Annotated in this window: 21 protein-coding genes; 15 read left to right on the top strand and 6 right to left on the bottom strand. The window is 40.3% G+C overall.

Going from position 1 to position 22,891, the window contains the following annotated elements:
* The gene (locus BLS59_RS01370) at positions 1-414 is read left to right on the top strand and encodes an organic hydroperoxide resistance protein (protein WP_091143005.1); all 414 of its coding nucleotides are present in this window, start codon (positions 1-3) and stop codon (positions 412-414) included.
* A gap of 100 nt (positions 415-514) precedes the next feature.
* On the opposite strand, the gene BLS59_RS01365 is transcribed toward BLS59_RS01370, so the two are convergent.
* On the bottom strand, positions 515-952 hold the full coding sequence (locus BLS59_RS01365) for an Hsp20/alpha crystallin family protein (protein WP_091143001.1): 438 nt from the start codon (positions 950-952) through the stop codon (positions 515-517).
* A gap of 133 nt (positions 953-1,085) precedes the next feature.
* Between BLS59_RS01365 and BLS59_RS01360 the strand changes: the two genes are divergently transcribed.
* Positions 1,086-1,532, top strand: a complete 447-nt coding sequence (locus BLS59_RS01360) for an acyl-CoA thioesterase (RefSeq protein ID WP_091142998.1) — start codon at positions 1,086-1,088, stop codon at positions 1,530-1,532.
* An 85-nt stretch (positions 1,533-1,617) separates the two neighbouring features.
* Positions 1,618-3,096: a rhomboid family intramembrane serine protease gene (locus BLS59_RS01355; RefSeq protein ID WP_091142996.1), complete on the top strand. Its 1,479-nt coding sequence runs from the start codon at positions 1,618-1,620 to the stop codon at positions 3,094-3,096.
* Positions 3,097-3,164: 68 nt separating this feature from the next.
* Here the strand turns inward: BLS59_RS01355 and BLS59_RS01350 are convergent, their stop codons facing one another.
* Together BLS59_RS01350 and folB are read right to left on the bottom strand one after the other, a co-directional pair.
* Positions 3,165-4,562: an FAD-binding oxidoreductase gene (locus BLS59_RS01350; RefSeq protein WP_091142992.1), complete on the bottom strand. Its 1,398-nt coding sequence runs from the start codon at positions 4,560-4,562 to the stop codon at positions 3,165-3,167.
* Positions 4,559-4,921 carry a dihydroneopterin aldolase gene (gene folB, locus BLS59_RS01345; RefSeq protein WP_091142988.1) on the bottom strand — a complete coding sequence of 121 codons (363 nt, stop codon included), beginning with the start codon at positions 4,919-4,921 and terminating at the stop codon, positions 4,559-4,561. Before folB ends, BLS59_RS01350 begins: the two co-directional genes overlap by 4 nt.
* Positions 4,922-5,173: 252 nt before the next feature.
* Here folB and BLS59_RS01340 point away from each other — a divergent pair, with 252 nt between their 5' ends.
* From BLS59_RS01340 to BLS59_RS01310, 7 genes are all read left to right on the top strand, one after another.
* Entirely contained in the window at positions 5,174-6,355 is a 1,182-nt protein-coding gene (locus BLS59_RS01340; RefSeq protein ID WP_091142985.1) for an acyl-CoA dehydrogenase family protein, read from the top strand.
* Between the two features lie 97 nt (positions 6,356-6,452).
* Entirely contained in the window at positions 6,453-8,588 is a 2,136-nt protein-coding gene (locus BLS59_RS01335) for a tetratricopeptide repeat-containing sensor histidine kinase (RefSeq protein WP_091142981.1), read from the top strand.
* Between the two features lie 96 nt (positions 8,589-8,684).
* Complete coding sequence (locus tag BLS59_RS01330) at positions 8,685-10,763, top strand: tetratricopeptide repeat-containing sensor histidine kinase (RefSeq protein ID WP_091142977.1); 2,079 nt, start codon at positions 8,685-8,687, stop codon at positions 10,761-10,763.
* 44 nt (positions 10,764-10,807) lie between these two features.
* Positions 10,808-11,470: an MBL fold metallo-hydrolase gene (locus BLS59_RS01325; RefSeq protein WP_091142974.1), complete on the top strand. Its 663-nt coding sequence runs from the start codon at positions 10,808-10,810 to the stop codon at positions 11,468-11,470.
* A 194-nt stretch (positions 11,471-11,664) separates the two neighbouring features.
* Positions 11,665-12,297, top strand: coding sequence for an HAD family hydrolase (locus BLS59_RS01320; protein ID WP_091142972.1), 633 nt, complete (start codon positions 11,665-11,667; stop codon positions 12,295-12,297).
* A 36-nt stretch (positions 12,298-12,333) separates the two neighbouring features.
* Positions 12,334-13,119 (top strand): DUF6438 domain-containing protein, encoded by a 786-nt coding sequence (locus BLS59_RS01315; RefSeq protein ID WP_143014031.1) that lies wholly within the window; start codon positions 12,334-12,336, stop codon positions 13,117-13,119.
* Positions 13,120-13,182: 63 nt separating this feature from the next.
* Positions 13,183-13,563, top strand: a complete 381-nt coding sequence (locus BLS59_RS01310) for a hypothetical protein (RefSeq protein ID WP_091142965.1) — start codon at positions 13,183-13,185, stop codon at positions 13,561-13,563.
* A gap of 3 nt (positions 13,564-13,566) precedes the next feature.
* Here BLS59_RS01310 and BLS59_RS01305 read toward each other — a convergent pair whose 3' ends face one another.
* From BLS59_RS01305 to BLS59_RS01295, 3 genes are all read right to left on the bottom strand, one after another.
* Complete coding sequence (locus BLS59_RS01305; RefSeq protein ID WP_091142961.1) at positions 13,567-13,890, bottom strand: hypothetical protein; 324 nt, start codon at positions 13,888-13,890, stop codon at positions 13,567-13,569.
* A 19-nt stretch (positions 13,891-13,909) separates the two neighbouring features.
* Positions 13,910-14,383, bottom strand: a complete 474-nt coding sequence (locus BLS59_RS01300; protein ID WP_091142957.1) for a ferritin-like domain-containing protein — start codon at positions 14,381-14,383, stop codon at positions 13,910-13,912.
* Positions 14,384-14,553: 170 nt separating this feature from the next.
* Entirely contained in the window at positions 14,554-17,556 is a 3,003-nt protein-coding gene (locus tag BLS59_RS01295; RefSeq protein WP_091142954.1) for a PAS domain-containing sensor histidine kinase, read from the bottom strand.
* Positions 17,557-17,966: 410 nt separating this feature from the next.
* Here BLS59_RS01295 and kaiC point away from each other — a divergent pair, with 410 nt between their 5' ends.
* The 5 genes from kaiC (at position 17,967) to BLS59_RS01270 (ending at position 22,860) form a co-directional block, all read left to right on the top strand.
* The gene (gene kaiC / locus BLS59_RS01290) at positions 17,967-19,667 is read left to right on the top strand and encodes a circadian clock protein KaiC (protein ID WP_240315120.1); all 1,701 of its coding nucleotides are present in this window, start codon (positions 17,967-17,969) and stop codon (positions 19,665-19,667) included.
* Positions 19,667-19,954 carry a circadian clock KaiB family protein gene (locus BLS59_RS01285; RefSeq protein WP_091142946.1) on the top strand — a complete coding sequence of 96 codons (288 nt, stop codon included), beginning with the start codon at positions 19,667-19,669 and terminating at the stop codon, positions 19,952-19,954. The genes kaiC and BLS59_RS01285 overlap by 1 nt, the downstream gene beginning before the upstream one ends.
* Positions 19,955-19,964: 10 nt before the next feature.
* Entirely contained in the window at positions 19,965-20,294 is a 330-nt protein-coding gene (locus tag BLS59_RS01280) for a circadian clock KaiB family protein (RefSeq protein WP_091142942.1), read from the top strand.
* Positions 20,295-20,300: 6 nt separating this feature from the next.
* Positions 20,301-21,965: a PAS domain-containing sensor histidine kinase gene (locus BLS59_RS01275; protein ID WP_091142939.1), complete on the top strand. Its 1,665-nt coding sequence runs from the start codon at positions 20,301-20,303 to the stop codon at positions 21,963-21,965.
* A gap of 118 nt (positions 21,966-22,083) precedes the next feature.
* Positions 22,084-22,860 (top strand): enoyl-CoA hydratase/isomerase family protein, encoded by a 777-nt coding sequence (locus tag BLS59_RS01270; RefSeq protein ID WP_091142937.1) that lies wholly within the window; start codon positions 22,084-22,086, stop codon positions 22,858-22,860.
* The last annotated feature ends 31 nt before the right edge of the window (positions 22,861-22,891 follow it).

Here is a 22,891-nt window from a genome sequence, read left to right as displayed (position 1 = left end):
ATGGAAAAAGTATATACCGCTGTAGTTACAGCAAAAGGAGGCCGCGACGGCCACATAAAATCAGAGGATGGTGTAATAGATCTTGAACTGAAAGCACCAAAGGTAATGGGCGGCGAGGATGGATATGCCAATCCCGAATTGCTATTTGCCGGGGCCTGGGGTGCCTGTTTTTTAGGCGCGCTTGGTTCGGTGGGTATCCGCGACGGTGTTAATGTAACGCAGGCTACGGTTGACGTGCATATCAGTTTTAACAAAGAAGGCACATCGTCCTATGCCTTATCTGCAGAGCTGCATGTGCATATTCCTGGTATAGACTGGGATGTTGCCCAAAAACTGGCGGATGCGGCTCATAAAGGCTGCCCGTATTCAAAAGCTACACGCGGCAACATTGATGTTAAGGTAATTGCCGATTAGTTAGTTAGAAGAGTGGTTACAGTTAGCATTAACAAAAAAGACCGTCCCAAAATGGGACGGCCTTTAAACCAAACTAACTACTTATGAAAACAGTCTTTAATTATTTTACAGCTATTTCTCTTGATTGAAATTTAGCTTCTTCTTTTTTAGCGATTATTAAAGTCAATATACCATCGGTATAATCAGCTTCAATTTTTGAATGATCGGCACTTTCTGGCAGAGTAAATGAGCGGGTGAATGAGTTATAGCTGTATTCACGTTTGCTGAATTTTTTACCTCCCACAGCTTCAACCTTTTTATCGGCAGATACAGTTAATACATTTTTATCAAGATTGATCTTGAAATCTTCTTTCTTTAAACCTGGTACTGCAAGGGCAACATCAAACTCATTTTCGGTTTCTGCAATATTTACAGCAGGTACGCGGGCAATCAGTTTATCGCCCAAATATGAATCGTTCAAAATAGAATCGAATACATCATTAAAGAAAGGGCCTACTGGGTTATTTTTTAATCCGTTGTTGAATTTTACTAATGTCATTTTGATATATGTTAAGTTTTTGTTTTTGTTAACTTCGTAATCAATTAATCAACTGTTATACCAACCAGTAAAATCAACAAATAGCAAGACAATTTGTCGCAACTATAGATTTTATACAGACAAATTGACATCAATGGCTGAAAAACTTACAGATTACAAGTACAAAACGACCATTCCGATCCGTTTTTCGGATATAGATTCCTTCGGGCATGTGAACAATGCTGTGTATTTAACTTACTTTGAAATTGCCCGCACCAGCTACTGGAAAGACGCTATAGGGTGGGATTGGAGCGATGCTGGAATTATATTGGGCCGTTCTGAGATCAACTATTTGAAACCTATTACCATAAATGATCAGATTGCCTGCTATGTACGTACCATTCGGATAGGTAACAGCAGCTTCGATGTAATGCACGTATTGGTGAAAATAACAGCTAATGGAGAGGAGATAGTAACCACCGGTAAAACAGTCTGCATTAGCTATGATTACGCGACCAACAAATCGGTATCCATCCCCAAAAAAGAACGCCATAGCATGATTGAGTTTGACGAACCAAGGTTGATACTGAATACAAACTGATGAATATTTAGGTATTAAATTATATTGTGCATAATTTACCCACTTATTTATTATTTTCACCTACACTTACTTATCACATATTTAAATGGCCGCAGGATTTATACCTAAATATATTGAAGAATATCCGCTTATAAATTTGTCAACAGATGACTTTCTTGTAATAGCAGATGAAGCGGTAAAGAGGCTTGACTGGAAAATAAGTTTCATTAGCGAAACGGGAATAATAGCCTATAAGCCGATGCAAATATTTAGTCCGGGGGCCGAAATAAGGATAACTATTGACAATGAAAAAGCCACGTTAAAAAGTTCGTCAACAGGAAGTGAAATGGTTGATATGGGCCGGAACAAAAAACTTGTTTTGGCACTTATTGACATACTTGACGAAATTAAGACAACCATAAGCACCGAAGAACTTACTTCAAAATATCAGATAATTAAAGATAACCTGGTGCCCGATGAAGATGATATCCTGAAGCTTCCACCACCAACTGTTTCAGATCAGATTGCCGGCTTTTTTTCTTTTTTTAAGCCAACAAAAACATATTTTATTACACCAATTTTGGTGAACTTAAATATCCTGATCTTTATTTTGATGGTTATAAAAGGGGTAAGTTTTATAGAACCAGATAGCCAAAGCTTGTTAAATTGGGGCGCCAATTTTCGCCCTTTAACTTTAGATGGCCAATGGTGGCGGCTTATCACCAATACCTTTTTACATATCGGCATCATACATTTGTTGCTGAATATGTACGCGCTAATTTACATAGGGTTACTTTTAGAACCTTACCTGGGTAAGCTTAAGTTTTTGTCGGCTTATTTACTCACCGGAATAGCTGCCAGCGTTACAAGTTTATGGTGGCATGATTTAACTATAAGCGCAGGCGCGTCGGGCGCTATATTTGGTATGTATGGCGTATTTTTAGCAATGCTCACTACAGATCTAATTGAAAAAACTGCAAGAAGAGCGTTCCTGACAAGTATAGGAATATTTGTTGCCTATAATTTAATAAACGGAGTAAAGGGAAATATAGATAATGCCGCTCATATAGGCGGACTGTTAAGTGGCCTTATTATTGGTTATAGTTTCACAGTAAGTTTAAAAAAGCCAGGTGATAACGGCTTAAGTTATGCCATTATTGGTTCATTAACCGTAATAACTATAATAGGCAGCGCCATGACCTTTAAAAATATTTCAAATGACTTACCTATTTACCAGGCCGATATGAAACGGTTTAGTGATATAGAGTCAATGGCACTTGAAATTTACAATCTCCCTAAGGATACGCCAAAAGATAAATTACTCGACGAAATAAAAAACCGCGGCATCTATTATTGGAACGAAGATTTAGAACTTGTTAAAAAGGACGAAAAGTTAAAAATACCCAAGCCGTTGTTAGCGCAAACTGGCAAATTAAAGGAGTACTGTAATCTGCGTTTAAAATGTTATCAATTGATATATAAAGCAATTGATGAAGATACTGATAAATATAAAGAACAGATAGAAACCTATAACAAGCAGATACAAAGCATTATTGATGAATTAAAGCGAGTAAATAGCCAGTAAAATCCTCAAAATATGCAGACGGTAAATATTTTCAATCTGCATATTTGCACATCTAAAATCTGCACATTTTAAAATATCTTTCCCGGATTGAGAATCCCCTTTGGATCGAATACGTTTTTAATGCCGCGCCATAAGGCAAAATGAACCTCGGAATATTTTATCGACATAAAATCTTTTTGCACTAAGCCGATGCCGTGTTCGCCGGAAAGGGTACCGCCTAAGGATACTGTAAGTTCAAATACTTCGCGGATACCGTCTTTTAGTTTATTATTCCAGTCGTAATCGCTCATGTTGGCCTTAATAATATTTACGTGCAGGTTTCCATCGCCCGCATGACCATAACAAACAGATTCAAAACCATACCTGCCGCCAATTTCTTTTATACCTTTAATAAGCTGCGGCAGTTCGGCGCGGGGAACAACGGTATCTTCCTCCTTATAAACTGAATTTGACTTAACAGATACGGCCATGGTTCGCCGTAAGCGCCATAATTCTTCTTTTTGTGCCGATGAATCTGCAAATAATACATCCTTGCAAAAATAGGCTTCTAAAACGCCGTTGATCTTTTCACAATCAGCAAATATTACATCCTGGTTGGTTCCGTCAACTTCAATCAGTAAAAATGCTTCAATGCCATCTTGCAGGTCAAATGCAATATCATCATGCTCTTTTACCCACTCCACACCACGGCGCTCCATGAATTCCAACGCCGATGGGATTATCCCCGCCCTGAAAATGGCAGATACTGCCGCACAGGCCGCCTCATTAGTAGGGAAGGAGGCAAGCATTAAAGCATCAAGTGTTGGCAATGGCAATAGTTTCACCACAATTTTGGTTATGATACCCAGCGTACCTTCTGAACCTATCATCAGTTGGGTTAAATTATAGCCCGATGCATATTTAAGTGTATTTGCACCAGTCCAAATAATATCACCCGATGGCAAAACCACCTGCAGGTTCAGAATATATTCACGGATGGTGCCGTATTTTACTACCCTCGGTCCGCCCGAACCATGCGATACATTGCCGCCTATAAAACAACTCCCCTTACTGGCCGGGTCGACAGGATACAGTAGCCCTTTGGCGGCGGCCTGGTTCATAAATTCTTCGGTAACCACACCAGGTTCAACAGTTGCCTGCAGATTTTGCTCATCTATCTGTAACACTTTATTAAAACGCTCCATTGCAATAAGCAACCCGCCCTCTATAGGCAAGGCACCTCCGCTTAAGCCTGTGCCGGCACCACGCGGTGTCACAGAAATCAAGTGCTCGTTGCACAACATCATCAAAGCAGATACCTGCTCGGGCGTTTGCGGGCGTGCCACAACTTCCGGGTAATATACCAGGTCTTCAGTTTCGTCGTGGCTGTATTTTTGGAGTTCGTCGTGGTTAACTATAACATTATCGGCACCAACAATCGTTTTAATGCTATCAAGTACAGGAGCGGTTATTTTATTATAATTCATATTGCCGATGGATAGCTTATAACAACACTTGAATGTGCCACCTTCCCCATTAATGGTGGGTTTACCTTTTTAATAGCCACATGTATGGTTTTAACAAATGGGTATTTGCCAATAATTTTATCCAATATTCCCTGGCCTACGGTTTCTATTAACTTGCGGGTATGTTTCATCTCTTCGCAGGCTATGATGTACAATTTTTCATAGTCAACAGTGTTATCAAGTTCATCGGCCATGATAGCTGCCTGAGGTACAAATCCAACTTCAATATCCACCAGATAGCGGCATCCTAATTTTTGTTCTTCGGGATAAAACCCGTGGTACGCAAAAAACTCCGCACCCTGCAAGGCAATGTTAATCATGGTTCAAAAATAGTTGATTTTGTTGGCATAACAAGCCCCTCCCAAACCCTCCCCGGGAGAGAGGGCTTAAAAAGTCGCCCTTGCCGGGGGAGATTTAGAGGGGGCTTATATTTTTTTTCAACTCAAAAAGCAGGTTTAAACAAGCTAAACATAGTTTTTGGAATAAAGTGCCCTGTAGTATTCAAAAACAGCGATTTCATGTTGTTTAACTCTACTTTAAATCATATATATTTGCCTACCAACTATAATATTATGGCCAAAACAGATCTGTACGAATCGCCCGATTATTACCAATTAGATGAATTACTAACGGAGGAACACAAGCTAATCCGCTCGTCGGTACGTGATTGGGTAAAAAAGGAATTGAGCCCTATAATTGAGGACTATGCCCAAAAAGCCGAGTTCCCAATGCACCTGATCAAAGGCCTTGCCGAAATAGGCGCATTTGGCCCAACCATCCCGGTTGAATATGGCGGCGCAGGGTTAGATTATATGGCCTACGGCATTATTATGCAGGAAATTGAACGTGGGGATTCTGGCATCCGCTCGGCATCGTCAGTTCAGGGCTCATTGGTAATGTATCCTATTTATGCTTATGGTTCTGAAGAACAGCGTAAAAAGTATTTACCAAGGCTTGCATCTGGCGAAATCATGGGCTGTTTCGGCCTAACCGAACCCGATCATGGATCGAATCCGGGAGGCATGACCACCAATATTAAAGATGCGGGCGATCATTTCGTTTTAAATGGTGCCAAAATGTGGATCTCCAATTCGCCGTTTGCCGATATTGCCATTGTTTGGGCCAGGGACGAAAGCGGAAAGGTCCGTGGTTTAATAGTTGAACGCGGGATGGAGGGCTTTACAACGCCAACTACACATAACAAGTGGTCGTTAAGAGCATCTGCCACCGGCGAGTTGGTGTTTGATAATGTTAAAGTTCCAAAAGAAAATCTGCTGCCTAACGTATCAGGCTTAAAGGGCCCGCTGGGATGTTTAAACCAGGCCCGCTACGGTATTGCATGGGGGGCACTTGGTGCAGCTATGGATTGCTATGATACCGCTTTAAGGTATGCTAAAGAACGGGTACAATTTGGTAAACCAATAGCAGCGTTTCAGCTACAGCAAAAAAAACTGGCAGAAATGATTACCGAAATCACCAAAGCTCAGTTGTTGGTTTGGCGTTTAGGGGTACTTAAAAATGAGAACAGGGCAACAGCCGCGCAAATTTCTATGGCAAAACGTAACAGTGTAGAAACCGCCATTAATATAGCCCGCGAAGCCAGGCAAATACTGGGTGGTATGGGCATTACCGGCGAATATCCTATTATGCGGCACATGATGAACCTGGAATCTGTTATTACTTATGAGGGTACCCACGATATTCACCTTTTAATTACCGGAATGGATATAACCGGTGAAGATGCATTTAAATAAAATTCTTTGTAACCATTAAGCGAGCAATACGTAGCAAGGCATATTACAAATAACATTCGTTAAAGTTGTATAGCTATATTTGTATACGTATTGCATAATGTTTTTATCCCCGCCAAACCTAAATTACGTTAAATTCATTTTTCGCGACCATATTTTGTGGGCGCTTTTCGCTTTTACACTAATTTTTCAATCCTGTTCAAATAACACTATCGACACTGGCGACTATTCCAAAGAATTTAAAGTTATTTACGATACGGTAAATAACTACTACAGTTTTAAGAACAAGCCGCTGATAGGTACCCAATACCTCGATTCAACTTACAGAAAGCTCAAACATCCTTTTGTTCATGACAGGTTCAGGTTTTATGGCTTCCATTACCTGTACGAGAAAAAAAACACACATAACCTCAAAAAAACATTGCTATATGCCGATAGCATGTTAATGATGGCCAAAAAGAGCGTCACCAAAAAACAATACATGGTTGATTATGCCGAGGCAAACTTTGCCGCCGGTGATGCCTATTTCAGCCTTGATCAGTATACCGAGGCTTACAGATGCTATTATCAAGGTTATTATATAGGAAAAAGTCAGATAAATAACGAAATTTTGGCCGAGTATACCTATCGCATGGGGATGATTTTGTTCAAACAATCTCATTATAAAGAGGCCGCTAATTATTTTAAAACCAGCTACAAGCAAAGCTGGGCTTATCCAGATGATTTCAGATCATTTTATCAACGACAGGAATTGCTTGATAATGTTGGTGAAAGCTATAAAAACGCAGGTATGATTGACAGCGCCTCGCTATATTTTACAATGGCTTTGAAATTTATAAACGTCAGCAGTGTACGGTTTAGTAACAATACCAACATGCTGGAGATTGCACGCGGCGTAGTTTACGGTAACCAGGGCGATATAGCCCTGCAAACCCATGATTATGCTACGGCCGAACAATTGCTCAAAAAAAGTATTAATATTAATCTGCGTAAGGGAAATGACAACAGGGATGCACAGCTAACGGAAATTAAACTTTCACGTCTTTATTTAACGGTTAATAATCAACAGGATCTTTATAAAACGCTCAATAACCTCCGTTCGCAGTTAGATAGTTTGGCTAATGAGGATGCCGAAACCAATTGGAATTATTTAATGAGCAGGTATTTTCTGCTAAAGAAAGATGAAGTAAACGCGCTCAGGTATCTGAAAAGCTATTCATCGTTAAAAGATTCGATAAACGAGGCAGCAAATTCACTAAAACGTACCGACGTTAACCAGCAACAGGCAAATTTTGATAAGCAGGGTAAAATTGACAGCTTAAAAGATCACAACAAATTACAACTGATATATATTTACCTGGCTGTTACATTCTCCATTTTAGCGGTGGTTATCATTTTCCTCGTGTTCCGCAATTTAAAACGCTCCAAACGCGATGTGCTGGCAGTAAAAGCACTTAACGACCAAATACGCAAGCAAAAAAATGTGCTCGAAAACACGCTGGAAGAACTTAACCGGGGAGGCCGCGAAAAAGACAGAATATTACGGGCAGTGGCCCACGATCTCCGGAATCCACTGGGCGGAATAGCATCGTTATCGGATGCCATGACGAGCGATGATTATACCGCCGAACAAATGGAGATGATCAACCTCATAAAAGATACCTCCTATAACTCGCTGGAATTAATCAATGAAATTTTAGAGGCCGCCAATACCGCATCGGCAAAGTTTAATAAAGACTGGGTGGATATCAGTTCCCTGCTGAACAGCTGTGTTGAATTGCTGCGCTTTAAAGCTGCTGAAAAACAACAAAACATCGTACTCAACCTCCAGGAAAATTTGCCCGGGCTTTATATCAACCGGGAAAAAATATGGCGGGTAATTGGCAATCTCTTAAGCAATGCTATAAAGTTCAGTAACAAAGGAGAAACTATAACAGTGGGTGTTAAAGATTGCAATAATGGTGTTGAAATTGCAGTGAGCGACGCGGGTATCGGCATTCCCGACAAATTGCAAAAAGAAGTATTTAACATGTTTACCGATGCCAAGCGACTTGGTACGGCAGGCGAAAAATCATTTGGACTCGGTCTTTCCATTTGTCGCCAGATAATTGAAAAACACAACGGTAAAATATGGCTGCAAAGTAATACCGGCTTGGGTACTACTTTCTATGTTTTCCTCCCATATGAAACTGAAACGTTAAACTTGTTGGCAACAGAACGGGCGGTGTTACATTAACATTGCCGAAGCATTAAAATAATACTAAATACAAGGCCTCAATTTAAGTTTAAACTGTATTTTAGAACCTTAATAAACCCCCGATCTTAATTATTAATGTTGATTACAAAAAACTATTACCGCAAATACAATTACGGCACTTTGGCGGTGATAGTTATTTTTTTGTGTATCCTATCTTTTGCTTTTTCATGCAACAGATCAAGTGATAATTCATTACCGTCATCTGCATTTGACGTGGTACTTGATTCGGCCAACCGGATGTTTCAAATTGGTAATGAGGATGAGGCCAGGCATTACCTGGATTCGGTTTACAAGCGTACCAAAAACCTTAACCTGGTTCAAGCCTACAATTATTACGAGTTCAGTTATATATATACGTCCCATACCGAGGGCGACGTCGGCAAAGCCAAGCTTTATTCAGACAGCTTACTTAACCTTTTTGATACGCCCGAGAAAAAACTCAAATATCCTAACGAATATGCACAGGCTTTTTTTTATAGGGGAGATCTGTTATTTGCCGAGAATAAATTCAATGAATCATACCAGTATTTTTACCAGGGTAAGTTAATAGGCACTAATAATTTAGATAATTGCATACTGAGTGATTACAGCTACCGGATGGGTATGATCCTGTACAAGCAGGAGCGTTATCAGCAGGCTGCCACCAGCTTTAAAACCAGTTCGAAAGAAAATGGCTCTTGCGGCCCCGATAACAACGCGTTTTTCAGAAAGCAGGAGTTATTAAATAATATTGGTTTATGTTATAGTAAAATAAACAATGTCGATAGCGCACTTTATTTTTACAACCTCGGCCTAAAATATATAGATGACCATGCCGTACAAAGCAAACTAAAGCCGCAATTACTTGATGTAGCCCGCGGTGTAATTTATGGTAACCAGGCAAACATATATATATGGCTAAAAAACTATGAACTGGCCAAAGTCCTGCTCCGGAAAAGTATCGAAATTAACTTACGCAAGGGCAGTGATAACCAGGATGCCCTATATTCCGAAATTAAGTTAGCCCAGTGTTATGCAGCCCAGGGCAAAAACGATTCCCTTTTGCTCACTTTAAATAAACTGCATCAGCAATCTGACATAATAAAAGACGTACAGGTATTGGCCGACTGGAATAACCTGATGTCTGTTTATTACGATAAAATAAACCAGCCTGTTTTGGCTATGAAGTATTTTACGCAGTACGATGCGCTGAAGGATTCTATCAGTCAGAAAAACAGATCGTTAAAAGAGGCAGATATAGCCGAGCAAATAAAGCGACTGGAAAAAGACAACGAGTTTGACAAGCTCAAAAAAAATAATCAGCAGCAGAATATTTACCTGCGGGTTGCCGCCGTTTTTGGTGTGATGCTGCTGAGTATAATTTCGCTCATCTTTTTAAACTGGCAAAAATCAAAAAAGAATATCAAAGTATTGGGTGGATTAAATGACCAGATCAACAAACAAAACACCCACCTTGAATTTGCACTTGATGAACTTAAAGTAAATGGCCAGGAAAAGGACAGAATTATGCGAACCGTGGCGCATGACCTCCGCAACCCAATAAGCGGCATAGCGTCACTAACCACCGCAATGGGCGATGATGAATACACCGACGATCAAAAAGAAATGCTAAACATTATCCGGGAAACCTCATTTAATTCGCTGGAATTAATAAACGAGATATTGGAAGCTGCCAACACCGCCACAACAACGCTTAATAAGGAACCGGTAGACATAAATGGTTTGTTAAATAACAGTGTTGAGCTGCTCCGTTTTAAAGCTGCAGAAAAAGACCAATCGATAAGTCTTGATTTGTTAAGTGATCCGCTGGAAATAATGATGAGCCGGGAAAAAATTTGGCGGGTGGTGGGTAACCTTATCAGTAATGCAATAAAGTTTAGCCCGGTGGGGGGTTATATATTTGTTAAAGTAATTGATCTGGAAAATGAGGTACAGGTATCCGTTAAGGATAACGGCATAGGTATCCCCGATAAACTTAAACACCAGGTATTTAATATGTTTACCGATGCCAAACGCCCCGGTACCGAGGGCGAAAAATCGTTCGGTTTGGGACTTTCCATTTGTCAGCAGATCATTGAGAAGCATAATGGCCGTATCTGGTTTGAAAGTGACACCGAAAATGGTACCACGTTCTACTTTTCGTTACCAAAGTAAAAACCATACGCTGCTTGTAAGGTTTATTTAACAAATCAGCACTAATGAAAATATCTAAATACCTGCATTCTTGCCTTGTTTTTGAGCTGAATGGCTATAAATTATTGTTCGATCCCGGGAAGTTTTCTTTTGCCGAGGGATTGGTAACCCCACAAATGTTTAAGGATGTAAATGCTGTAGTGATAACTCATATCCACCCGGATCATTACGATATAGAAATTCTGCAAAATATTCTCGCGTTAAGTGGTGCTACAGTAATTACCAATACGCAAATAGGGAAGGAGCTTGATAAGGCAAACATTCCCTATCATATCCTGGAAGATGCAACTGAACAACACGGCCCCTTCAAACTTAAGGCATTCCCGGTAACTCATGAGCCCATAATGGATAACCCAGCACCTCAAATGACGGGGTTTATTATAAATGATAAGGTTTTACATCCCGTTGATTCAATGGAAAATAAGCTATTGGATTTTAAAGGTATAGAACTGTTACTTATGGTAACAATGGCACCTTTTGCCAACGAACTACGCATATCGGGCTTTGCCGATAAACTACAGCCCAAACAAATACTCCCCGTTCATGATGGCTACGCTAAAACATTCTTCATAAAACAGCGCTATGCGGCCTATGTAAAACATTTTGATAAACAAGGCATAAAGTTTCATGAAGTATATGAAGTGGGTGATGGCATAACGTTGTTGTAAAGCGGGTTAGCTTAAAATAAAAAAGGCCCCCGCTTGTTAAAGCAGAGGCCTATATGGGGTTAGCCTCCTGCTAAGCCAACCCACATTAACCTTATCACACTGCTAAGGTGAAGATTAATAATGAAGAAAAGATGAACATTACTTTTATGGCTAAGCTTAATTTTACATCTTAGCAAAAAAGCTCAATTGTTTATATGCAGAAACCCGATAGCCTGATTTTTGACATGGACGGAACCCTTTGGGATGCCGTTGACACCTATGCCAGTTCATGGAATCTCACTTTTGAAAAACTGGCCATAAAAAGAATTATCGGCCGCGATGAACTTATGGGCTTAATGGGTATGGAAGGCAGAAAGCTCACCAAAATTTTACTACCCGATCTTGACGATGATAAGGCGATGGGAATTTACATGGATGTAAATGAAACCCGCAGGCAAATTATCCCCACAAGCGGCGGCAATGTATATCCTGGCGTTACCGAGGGCATAAAGCAATTAAGTACCAAATACAAATTATTTGTATTGAGTAATTGCGCAGTTGGTATTATCCCGCTGTTTATTAGCTGGGCCGGCATTGGCAATGATATTACAGATTCTATTGCGTATGGTTATAATGGTATGCCCAAGCACCATAATATGCAAATACTTATTGATAAACATGAATTGAAAAACCCCGTTTATGTTGGCGATACACAAGGTGACGCTGAACAGACACATATGGCTGGCCTGCCGTTTATATTTGTGAGCTATGGATTTGGTAAAACAGACGACTATCAATTGCGATTTGATGATTTTGAATCATTAACCGCATATTATATGAGCCTGTAATGCGTTATAGCATAAATCATTAAAATTTAAATGCAAATGAGTAAACGCGGGTCTGTTCTATTGGTGTTCGTACTAATGTGGAATCTGTCATCCGCGCAAAAGGTACAGTTAGATTCTATCCGGTGGATAACTAAATCACTGGGCTATTTGTACTTTTCACAAGGGCATATAAATTACAATTTCGACGGTATAGACGGCTCGAAAAGCAAATACGCTATTGTAAAAGACACCCTCATCATGTCTGATATTTATACATCAAGCGCCGATAAATTCAGCAAAAAGCACCGCGATGATTTTAAATTCCTGATACGGAATATTACCCCGAGCAGGCTTTACTTAAAAGCTATTGACCCTAATGCCATTAAACTTGCGGGCAATATAACTTATGAGTTTACCAACTTTAAAAACAGTTACGACAAAGATATCAAGTTTTCGAAGCTTAGTTTTTTATCATCTACCTGTTATGGCGACTGCCCCCAGCTGGGAATAGAAATTTTGGCCAATGGCGATTATAAATTGAAAGCAGGTGAACACGTTGGTAATTACAGCGGAACCTATACAGGTAAATTATCGGCAGCGCAATTAGATACCCTTAACTATTTATTGAAGCACAGTGAGCTTAAAAAAATGGCAGACTGGGAACAAACCGGCACTGTTGCCGATGCGCCAAATTATTATTTTGCTATTGAATATACCAACACTAAAAAGAAGCTTAGCATTACTACCAATAAACCGCCCATGAACGTTACCGACCTCATTAGTTTTATGATAAGGTCTTATAAAAGCGTCACTTTGCGTAAAGTGCAAGAGAAAGCCAACTAATAAACGATATTTTATACACAACAAATATTAAGTTTTTGTAGCTTAGATAAATAAATACCGTTTATGAAAATCCGTATAAAAACAATTGTGATTTTGGTTTTACTGCTGATAATAACAGGCTTTGTTTATTATCGTTATTATTTTGTTTTTGGCGAAGGGGCCAAGGCCGGCACCATGAATTATTTTGTAAAAAAAGGTTATCTGTTTAAAACCTACGAGGGACGTCTTATTCAAAATGGCATCCGTACACAAACGCAGGGTAACATAGCATCAAACGAGTTCATATTTTCTGTTAGCGACGAGAAAGTTGCGCAACAACTTAATAACAACGCTGGTTCATATCTTGAATTGCATTATAAAGAATATGTACACACCCTGCCGTGGAGAGGGTTTAGTAATTTTGTTGTAGATAGCGTAATATCAGCAAAACCGGTAAACCAATAACAGCTAAAACAAAGAATCGGCTTTGCCGGAATTTTGAACTTCAATTTTGCTGAGATTATAACTTAACTCGCCATTTTTATTTATGGCTTTTATCAGCCCCTTATCAAACAAGTAACTAAGTACATCCTCTGAATTTTTCTGATGAACCGATGGGCTTGTGCCCGGTTCCAATGCGCTAAGCTTTGTGGCCACTTCAGCTGCGGTAGCCTGCCCCAACTGCGCAAGTGCGAAAATTATATTCTCGCGTGAGCAAGCACCACTTTTATATTCGTGTGGTACATGCAGCGGTTTGTATTCATCAAAAAAAGATTGATCGGGACTATCCATAATATTGTTTTTTTACCTATCAGGCATCAACGGCTGCATCACGTAAACCTTTAACCGTGTCATGCGCTATTCTTAAACCTTCAAGTTGGTTCGTAAGCAAGCTAACTACTTTATCATCTTCCCATATCAGTTCTTTATCGTCAAGTGCGCTGCGGTATGCTTTTTTAGCTACGTCTTCGCCATGTTCACAATCAGCCAGGATACCATGCCTGTCTTTATTGATAAAGGCGGCTTTAACATCCATCCATGTGTGATAGAATTTACCGGATAGGGTAGTGCCATCAGTTGGGCTACCGCCCAATACATGAATATATTCCCTTATTTCTGATACGTAATTTTTGCTTTGATCAATATACTCGTTGAAAAGCAGGTTAAGGCCGGTTTCGTCGGTAGCTTCGTTTGCTTTTTCATAACCGGCTATGCGGTCGTTATTAATCTTTATCAGATCGTTCAGCGCCGAGATCTGGTGCTGTATATGTTGTAAAACTCCCATTGTAATGCTTATTTATTAATTAATAAACATAGCAGTTGGGTTAATGTTTTTAAATTTAAAAACGAATTGAGCCTTGGTATAAAATAATAACCAAGCTTAATAGGTGGCTCGTTAAATCAAGAGCCTTTGCGCTGCCCGGATTATAAAATTGATTGGTTTATTTTTGCGTATCAATTGGTGCCATCATTAACAGGCAATGCAAAGCAAAAAGTAGCTCCTTTTCCTTCAATGCTGTTAACCCACATTCTGCCACCTTCACGCTTAACTATCTCTGATGATATGTATAATCCTAACCCCAAACCAGGAAAAGTATGTTGCTTATTGCCGCTTACACGGTAAAACTGTTCAAATACTTTATCCTTCTTATCCTCGGGTATACCGATGCCAAAATCCTGCACACAAACAATGGCTTCATGGCCTTCTAAACGTGTGCTCACAATTATCTTGTCGGTATGCGGCGAGTACTTAATAGCATTTGTAATAAGGTTGGTTATCACCTGACTTATGCGATCCTTATCTGAATAGATTTTCCCGGTTTCGGTGAATTTTTCTATCAGTGTATGTTTTTGCGTGGTATGCTTCAAATCATCCATCGTTTCTTTTATCACCTGGTTAAAATCAAACCAAACTTTATTAAACTGCAGCCTGCCCGAATTTATTTTAGTAACATCCAATAAATCGCCAATTAGGTTTGTGAGACGGTTTACCTGGGCATCCATACGTAACACCATCTGGGCTTTTTTATGTTCGCCCTCTTTGGTAAGCATAGCACCCAGTACCTGTGCATAAGCCTTTATACTTGTTACCGGCGTTTTTAATTCATGACTGGCTATGCCCAGGAAATCATCTTTTTGCCGTTGTAATTGTTTTTGTTCGTCTATATCGGTGTTTGTACCAAACCATTTAATAATATTACCATCCAGCGTAAATGGATGCGCCTGCGCAAGATGCCATTTGTAAACGCCATTTTTGTCTTTAAGCCTAAACTCGTACTGATATATATTGCCCGTTTGTAAAGCGTTTGTCCAGGTATCAATGCACCCTGGCTGATCTTCCGGATGAACGCGGGTTAGCCAGGCCGGACCTGCAACTTCTTCTGCCGGTAATCCAAAATATTCAACCGCCCGCTGGTTCACATAATCAAGCTGACCGTCTGTACGTGCTGTCCAAAGCTGTACCGGCATAAAGTCGGTAACAAATTCAAACTGTTTTATTTGATCGTTAAGATCGCGGTTGGTTTGCTTAAGCTGCTGATCGGTAATGGTTTTATCGGTAACATCAGTACAAGAGCCAATATAACCGGTAAAAACGCCATTGGCATCAAACTGCGGATTGCCGATAGCTATACACCACCGTATCTCGCCATCTTTGCGTAAAATCCGGAAATCCACCTCATATTTAACCCGTTTTTCCAGATCTCTTAAAAACGTTTCGCTCGCCCGTTGTCGGTCTTCGGGTAAAATTGCAGTTGTCCAGCCATCTCCCAGGTGTTCTTCATAGGGGCTACCTGTCCAATCAATCCAGGTTTGATTTAAATAGGTAATAGCGCCAAACTCGTCAGACATCCATAGTGCCGTTGGCGAGGCATTGGTAATGCTTTTTAATAAAAGCTCACTATCCGTTAACGCCTTTTTATCAGCTATTTCACGCCGCATATCGCGGGCAATGGAGGCACGGCCCTGCGGCTTTCCTGTAGTAGAATCATAAACCAGCATAGTAGTGCCATATACCGGGATAGATTCCCCGGTTTCAAAGTGGCGATACTTGATCTCGCCCGACCATTTACCATCCTTTAATAGTGCTTTATTTACTTTACCGCTTAATTTCAAAAGTTCATCGGGCATAATGTATTCGCTATTATGCTTTTCCAACTCCTGCTGACTTTTTATGCCCAGCATAATGCGCCCCGCGGCATTCACGTAACTTACATTACCATCCAGATCAGATAAACTTACAAAATCAGAACTATGATCTATCAGTGTTAACAGTTTATATTGTTCGTTATGAGCCTCTTTATCGGGTCGTAGGTCACGGGCTACTGATGCCATGCCAATATGTTCTCCGGTCAGGGGATCATCAATACGGAAAGCGTTCAGATAAACTGGGATAGGATTACCTGTTTTGAAATTACGATAATGGAGTTCGCCGTTCCAGCATCCTTGCTCCTGTATAGCGGGTACAACTTCGGCTTTAACCTTTTCTTTATCATCGCCCCAGTAATATTCAATGCCGGGTTTCAAGGCTTCCTTTGCATTGGCAGCACCAAACAGGGCATAACCGGCTTTGTTCAAATAACTTACATTGGCCTCCAGATCGGCAACTGCTACCACATCGGCAGTATTTTCAACAAGGGCAATAAGTTTTTGCTGCTCAAGCCTGTCATGTAATTCGCGGGTTACATCCTGTACAGTGCCGGCGAAGCGCCAAAGCTCATTATTGTAATTAAAGTAAGCTTTGCCCTTGCACCTTATCCAGTATTTAAGCAAGCCCTCATCATCCACTGTTCTGAAAGTGATATCGTAATTACCATCGCCATTAGGGTCGTAAGCCTGTTGCACTGCTTGTTTTAAACGAACTTCATCCAGCGGATGTACATACCTAAGTAAACCTGCGTATTCTATAATATCGGTTGCCTTATAACCACATAATATTTTACACCGCTCGTCCCAGATTACTATTTTTTGCGGCGGATAAAGATCCCAGGTACCCAGTTCGGCGGCCTGTAAAGCAAATTTCTGCCGTTCCTCGCTCTCTTTTAACTGTATGCGGGTTAGCACAAGTTCTGTAACATCTGCCGCCGTATTTAATACACCCCATACGGTGCCATCGTCATTTTTAAGTGGAGTGAATACAAAATTGAAGTAATATATTTTTAATTGGCCATTAACAACCAAATCAACCCGGGCTTCGTTGGCTTCATAGAGGTTGCCCGTTTTATAAACGTTATTGAGTATACCGTAAACAGATTGCGTTTTTAATTCGGGCAATACATCAAAATATAATTTATCAATGATGTCATCGCCTTTACCAAATATTTTAACGATAGCCTTGTTGGCAACCTTTATACGCATTTCTTCGCCCACATACAAACCAACCGGGCTTGGCGATTCTGAAATTAGGGTACGAAAAATATTTTCGTTCTGCTGAAAACTAAGTTCTGTTTGGTTATCCATTTAAATGGTGAATGCCTAAAGATAGCTCTTTAAATTTAGGTTATTCATGGAAAAAATGCGCCATTTTAACTTGTCGGGCTTTTAATTATTGATAACTATTTTCCATCACGATATATTAATTATTAACCATTAAGATAATTAATAAAACAGTGCTATATTTTTTATTTTATTCCTGAATTTTTAACCTATAACGGTATATTTAAAAACACACATTGTGTAAAATAATCGTCATTTAAATAGGTGAATTATAGCCCGGTGGTGTAAAAAATTTATATACATACAAAACAATTTAAAGCCCATTTGCATTATTAACCCAATAAAAATTATCGGACTGGTACGCCATATTCCGGTTACAAGTAAAACGTGTTTCGATGACTAAAATTCATAAAGAACAACATAATAACATAACTATGTTACCTAAAACACCAACAGGTATAACGGGCTTAGATGAAATTACAGCCGGCGGTTTGCCAAAAGGCCGCCCAACGCTGATATGCGGTGAGGCCGGGTGCGGTAAAACCCTGATGTCGCTGGAGTTTATTATCCGCGGCGCCACTGAGTTTAACGAGCCTGGCGTATTTATGGCCTTTGAAGAAAAAACCGAAGAACTGGCAATGAATGTATCGTCGCTTGGATTCGATCTTTTAAAACTTCAGGCTGAGGGTAAGGTTAAGCTCGACCATGTTCACATCGACAGAAGCGAAATAGAAGAAACAGGCGAATATGACCTGGAAGGGCTTTTTATAAGATTAGGCTATGCTATTGATTCCATTGGCGCCAAAAGGGTAGTGCTGGATACGCTTGAAAACCTGTTTTCTGGTTTATCAGATACTGCTATCTTACGCGCCGAGCTTCGGAGGCTTTTTAACTTTTTGAAGGAGAAAGGCGTTACGGCTATAATAACCGGCGAAAAGGGCGATGGTTCGTCATTAACCCGGCAGGGATTGGAAGAATATGTATCTGATTGTGTGATCCTGCTTGATCACCGGGTTATTAACCAGATCTCGACCCGCAGGTTAAGGGTGGTTAAATACCGTGGCTCTCAGCATGGCACCAACGAATACCCTTTTTTAATTGATGAGGAAGGTATTTCGGTGCTACCCGTAACTTCATTAAAATTGGAGAAGCAGGTTTCGTCAGAAAGGGTGCCATCTGGTATCCCGGCATTAGATGAAATGCTTGGTGGTAAAGGTTTTTTTAAAGGAAGCAGCGTGTTGGTTTCTGGTACTGCAGGTACCGGCAAAACAAGTATAGCAGCCTATTTTGCTAACGAAACATGTAATGCCGGTAAAAAGTGTCTGTATTTTGCATTTGAAGAATCGCCCATGCAGATAGTACGTAACATGAAGTCTATTGGCGTTGATCTGCAAAAGCACATGGATAAAGGGGTCCTTAAATTTTATGCCTCACGACCAACTTTGTACGGTTTAGAAATGCACCTGGTATCTATGTATAAGCTTATCCACAAGTTTAAGCCCGATGCAGTTGTACTTGATCCAATAACCAACCTTATTACCGTTGGGTCTGTTAGTGAAGTAAAATCGATGCTGGTAAGGCTGATAGATTTTTTACAGGAAATACAGATAACGGTAATGTTCACCGCGCTTTCATTAAATACCATTGTAAGTGAACAAACCGATGAAGGGGTATCCTCATTGGTTGATGCCTGGCTGCTTGTGCGCGATATTGAACATAACGGCGAGCGTAACCGCGGAATGTACATCATGAAATCGCGCGGAATGAAGCATTCAAACCAGGTACGTGAGTTTATTATTACCGACAAGGGGCTTGATCTGGTAGATGTTTACTTAGGGCCCGAAGGCGTACTTACAGGGTCGGCCCGCGAAGCGCAAAAGCTGAAAGAAAAAACAGGCGTTGCCCTGCGCGATTTCGCAGTATCCCGTAAAGACAAGGAAGTTATGCGCAAGCGAAGGATGCTGGAAGCTAAAATCTCTAATTTACAGGCCGAATTTGAATCGACAGAAGAGGAACTGAACAAAATTTACATGGAAGAAGAGTTGAAGTTGCAAATAGTGGAAAAGAACAGAGAAGATATGACCAATATGCGCAAAGGAACAAATGATGAAAATAAAATAAGGAGTAAAAAGTAATGCAAGAGGAAGAAATAAATTATGAATTAAGGTTATATGTTGCCGGGAAAACGGCAAAATCTGTTACTGCCTTAGCTAATCTAAAAAAATATTGTGAAGAACATTTAAAGGGGCAATACGTTATCGAGGTAATTGACTTGTTGGTACAACCACAATTAGCAGAAGGCGACCAGATATTTGCGATACCTACATTAGTACGTAAAGTACCAGAGCCTATCCGCAAAATAATTGGCGATCTATCAAACGAGGAAAAGGTTTTAGTGGGTTTAAATATTCGCCCACGCTAACAAATATAAAATGACCGAACAAGATCAATTGCCTTTTTCTGAAGAAACTACCGATAATGGGGATAAAGAAGTTTACCATTTGCGCTTGTTTGTAACAGGGGCTTCACCCAATTCATCACGGGCCATAACAAATATCAAAGAGATTTGTGAAACCCATTTGCACGGCAATTATGAATTGGAAATTATCGACATATATCAACAGCCGTTGATTGCCGAGAGCGAACAGATTATAGCCCTGCCCTTACTTATTAAAAAAGCACCGGGAATGGAACGACGGATGATCGGCGACATGTCTAACACGAATAAAGTATTAAGAGGGCTTGGTTTAAATAATGAGTAAAATTAAATGGAGCCGGTTAAACATACATACGAGGAAATAGTACTGCAGAATACAGAGCTGCAGATACAGCTTGAAGAAGCCAACGATACCATTGATGCTATACGCAATGGACAGGTTGATGCGCTTATTGTTAAAGGTGATGACGGCCACCAGTTGTATACACTTAAAACAGCCGATCAAACCTATCGTGTTTTTATTGAAAAAATGAATGAAGGTGCGGTTACCCTTAACCGCGACTGTGTTATACTTTATAGTAATTCGCGTTTTGCAGCAATGATGAACCTGCCGCTTGAAAAAGTAATAGGTTTTAAATTTGAAACATTTGTTCCCGAATTATCGGCCAATAAATTTAAGGAGCTAATAGATACCGGCTGGAATGAGGATTGCAAAGGCGAAATATTGCTTACCAATAAAGATTTTCAGTTAACACCTTGTTTGATGTCATGCACTACGCTTGATTTGGATGAAGGAACTGCGTTAAGCCTCATATTAACAGATCTTACTCACCAAAAAGAAGCGGAGTGGGAATTAAAAGTTAAGAACGACCAGTTGCTGGAAGCGCAAAATGCCGCCGAAAAGTTAAACTATGAGCTGGAAGACACCGTAAGGGAACGCACGAAAGACCTCTTGATCAGTCGCGAACACTTTAAGTTGCTGTCAAACAACATTCCCCAAATGAGCTGGACAAATTTACCCGGCGGCGAAGTGGATTTTTATAACCAGCAATGGTTTAATTACACCGGGCGCCGTTACGGTGAAACTGCAGGCTGGGGATGGCAGCAAATTGTTCACCCGGATGATTTGGCGTTAACTATGGATAAATACATGACAGCGCTAAAAACGGGGAATATTTTTGAGGTTGAAAATCGTTACCGTCGCTGGGATGGTACTTACCGCTGGCACCTGAATAGGGCAGTACCTTTAAAAGACGAAAAAAACGAGATTATTTTTTGGGTGGGTACAGCCACAGATATTGAAGACCAGAAAAAGGAAATGGAACGTAAGGATGAGTTTATAGGTATAGCCAGTCATGAACTTAAAACGCCATTAACCAGTTTAAAAGGCTATTTGCAGCTCATTACATCTTACAAGAAAGAAGAAATACCACCCGTTGTAAAGCAATATATTGAGAAAGCAAGTGTAGCCATAAATAAATTGCAGCGTTTAATAAATGATTTACTTGATGTAAGCAAAATACAAGCGGGCAGATTGGAATATGCCATAGGCGAGGTTGATCTTTCTAATCTCATTAAAAACTCTATAGAAAATGCAAATCATATCTATCCGCAATATGAATTTGATAACCAGGCACAACCAGGTTTACGGGTGGAAGGCAATGCCGAACGGTTGGAGCAGGTGTTGATGAACTTTATTAATAATGCTGTTAAATATTCGCAGGTAAACAAACAAATAATCCTTAAAACAGAAACGCAAGACCATACGGTGCGTGTATCTGTAACGGATTTTGGAATTGGCTTATCTGATGCACAGCGCGAAAAAATATTTGAGCGCTTTTACCGGGTTGAGGATAAAAAATTTATGGCGAGCGGCCTGGGAATGGGACTTTACATAAGCACGGAGATCATTAACAACCATAACGGAAAAATAGGTGTTGAAAGTGAACTTGGCAAAGGGGCTACTTTTTATTTTGAATTACCAAGAGTGTTATAACTAACCTGCATTAGGTTTTATTTTTCAGGAAAATTGCAGGTGAGTTAAATACTTCGGATATTGAGCAGGTGTTTGATTTACTACTTATCTGCCCCTCTTTTTTATTAACCTGCAAATTATGTCAGCTACAGATAACGGAAACGTATCTTATATAAAAAGCGAAAACGGTGTTGCCACCATCAGCTTTTACCATCCCGCGCAAAATTCACTTCCGGCGGCACTTTTAAATGAACTTACTGCAGCTATTATTAAAGCTGGTGAAAACACCGATATAAAGGTAATTATTTTAAAAAGTGGGGGCGACCGTACATTTTGCGCCGGAGCCAGTTTTGATGAGCTTGTGCAAATAAAAGATAAAGAAGCCGGGGCGCTATTTTTTTCGGGCTTTGCTAATGTTATCAATGCCTGCCGTAAATCGTCTAAAATAATTATTGCCCGGGTGCAGGGTAAAGCCGTTGGCGGTGGTGTAGGACTTGCCGCTGCTGCCGATTATTGCCTCGCCACCCAGTTTGCATCAATTAAGCTAAGCGAGCTGGCTATAGGTATCGGGCCTTTTGTTATCTCTCCGGCGGTTACACGCAAGGTTGGCTTGTCTGCCTTCTCTCAACTTACCATTCGGGCTACCGATTTTCAGACCGCTAAATGGGCTATGGATAAGGGGCTATATAATGAGGTTTATGATGATATCGCCGCGCTTGATGCAGCCATTGATATCCTCGCAGATAAGTTAGCATCATACCATCCGGATGCGCTCAAAGGATTAAAGCAGATTTTATGGGAAGGCACCGATGATTGGGATACGCTGCTTAACCAACGTGCAGCCGTCAGCGGTGAGTTGGTACTATCAGCTTTTACACAGCAAACTTTACAGGCGTTCCTTAGTGGTAACAGATAAGGCAAGTTGGTTTATATTAAAACTTCATTCG

It is taken from the genome of Mucilaginibacter pineti, assembly GCF_900101875.1.
Lineage (GTDB): Bacteria > Bacteroidota > Bacteroidia > Sphingobacteriales > Sphingobacteriaceae > Mucilaginibacter > Mucilaginibacter pineti.
The sequence above is the reverse complement of the archived record's forward strand: the minus strand, read 5'-3'. Positions and strand labels throughout refer to the sequence as shown.

Bases quoted from the DNA above. Each gene is read 5' to 3' on its own strand.
- BLS59_RS01370 (WP_091143005.1), top strand. From the start codon at position 1: ATGGAAAAAGTATATACCGCTGTAGTTACAGCAAAAGGAGGCCGCGAC.
- BLS59_RS01365 (WP_091143001.1), bottom strand. From the start codon at position 952: ATGACATTAGTAAAATTCAACAACGGATTAAAAAATAACCCAGTAGGC.
- BLS59_RS01360 (WP_091142998.1), top strand. From the start codon at position 1,086: ATGGCTGAAAAACTTACAGATTACAAGTACAAAACGACCATTCCGATC.
- BLS59_RS01355 (WP_091142996.1), top strand. From the start codon at position 1,618: ATGGCCGCAGGATTTATACCTAAATATATTGAAGAATATCCGCTTATA.
- BLS59_RS01350 (WP_091142992.1), bottom strand. From the start codon at position 4,562: ATGAATTATAATAAAATAACCGCTCCTGTACTTGATAGCATTAAAACG.
- folB (WP_091142988.1), bottom strand. From the start codon at position 4,921: ATGATTAACATTGCCTTGCAGGGTGCGGAGTTTTTTGCGTACCACGGG.
- BLS59_RS01340 (WP_091142985.1), top strand. From the start codon at position 5,174: ATGGCCAAAACAGATCTGTACGAATCGCCCGATTATTACCAATTAGAT.
- BLS59_RS01335 (WP_091142981.1), top strand. From the start codon at position 6,453: ATGTTTTTATCCCCGCCAAACCTAAATTACGTTAAATTCATTTTTCGC.
- BLS59_RS01330 (WP_091142977.1), top strand. From the start codon at position 8,685: ATGTTGATTACAAAAAACTATTACCGCAAATACAATTACGGCACTTTG.
- BLS59_RS01325 (WP_091142974.1), top strand. From the start codon at position 10,808: ATGAAAATATCTAAATACCTGCATTCTTGCCTTGTTTTTGAGCTGAAT.
- BLS59_RS01320 (WP_091142972.1), top strand. From the start codon at position 11,665: ATGCAGAAACCCGATAGCCTGATTTTTGACATGGACGGAACCCTTTGG.
- BLS59_RS01315 (WP_143014031.1), top strand. From the start codon at position 12,334: ATGAGTAAACGCGGGTCTGTTCTATTGGTGTTCGTACTAATGTGGAAT.
- BLS59_RS01310 (WP_091142965.1), top strand. From the start codon at position 13,183: ATGAAAATCCGTATAAAAACAATTGTGATTTTGGTTTTACTGCTGATA.
- BLS59_RS01305 (WP_091142961.1), bottom strand. From the start codon at position 13,890: ATGGATAGTCCCGATCAATCTTTTTTTGATGAATACAAACCGCTGCAT.
- BLS59_RS01300 (WP_091142957.1), bottom strand. From the start codon at position 14,383: ATGGGAGTTTTACAACATATACAGCACCAGATCTCGGCGCTGAACGAT.
- BLS59_RS01295 (WP_091142954.1), bottom strand. From the start codon at position 17,556: ATGGATAACCAAACAGAACTTAGTTTTCAGCAGAACGAAAATATTTTT.
- kaiC (WP_240315120.1), top strand. From the start codon at position 17,967: ATGTTACCTAAAACACCAACAGGTATAACGGGCTTAGATGAAATTACA.
- BLS59_RS01285 (WP_091142946.1), top strand. From the start codon at position 19,667: ATGCAAGAGGAAGAAATAAATTATGAATTAAGGTTATATGTTGCCGGG.
- BLS59_RS01280 (WP_091142942.1), top strand. From the start codon at position 19,965: ATGACCGAACAAGATCAATTGCCTTTTTCTGAAGAAACTACCGATAAT.
- BLS59_RS01275 (WP_091142939.1), top strand. From the start codon at position 20,301: ATGGAGCCGGTTAAACATACATACGAGGAAATAGTACTGCAGAATACA.
- BLS59_RS01270 (WP_091142937.1), top strand. From the start codon at position 22,084: ATGTCAGCTACAGATAACGGAAACGTATCTTATATAAAAAGCGAAAAC.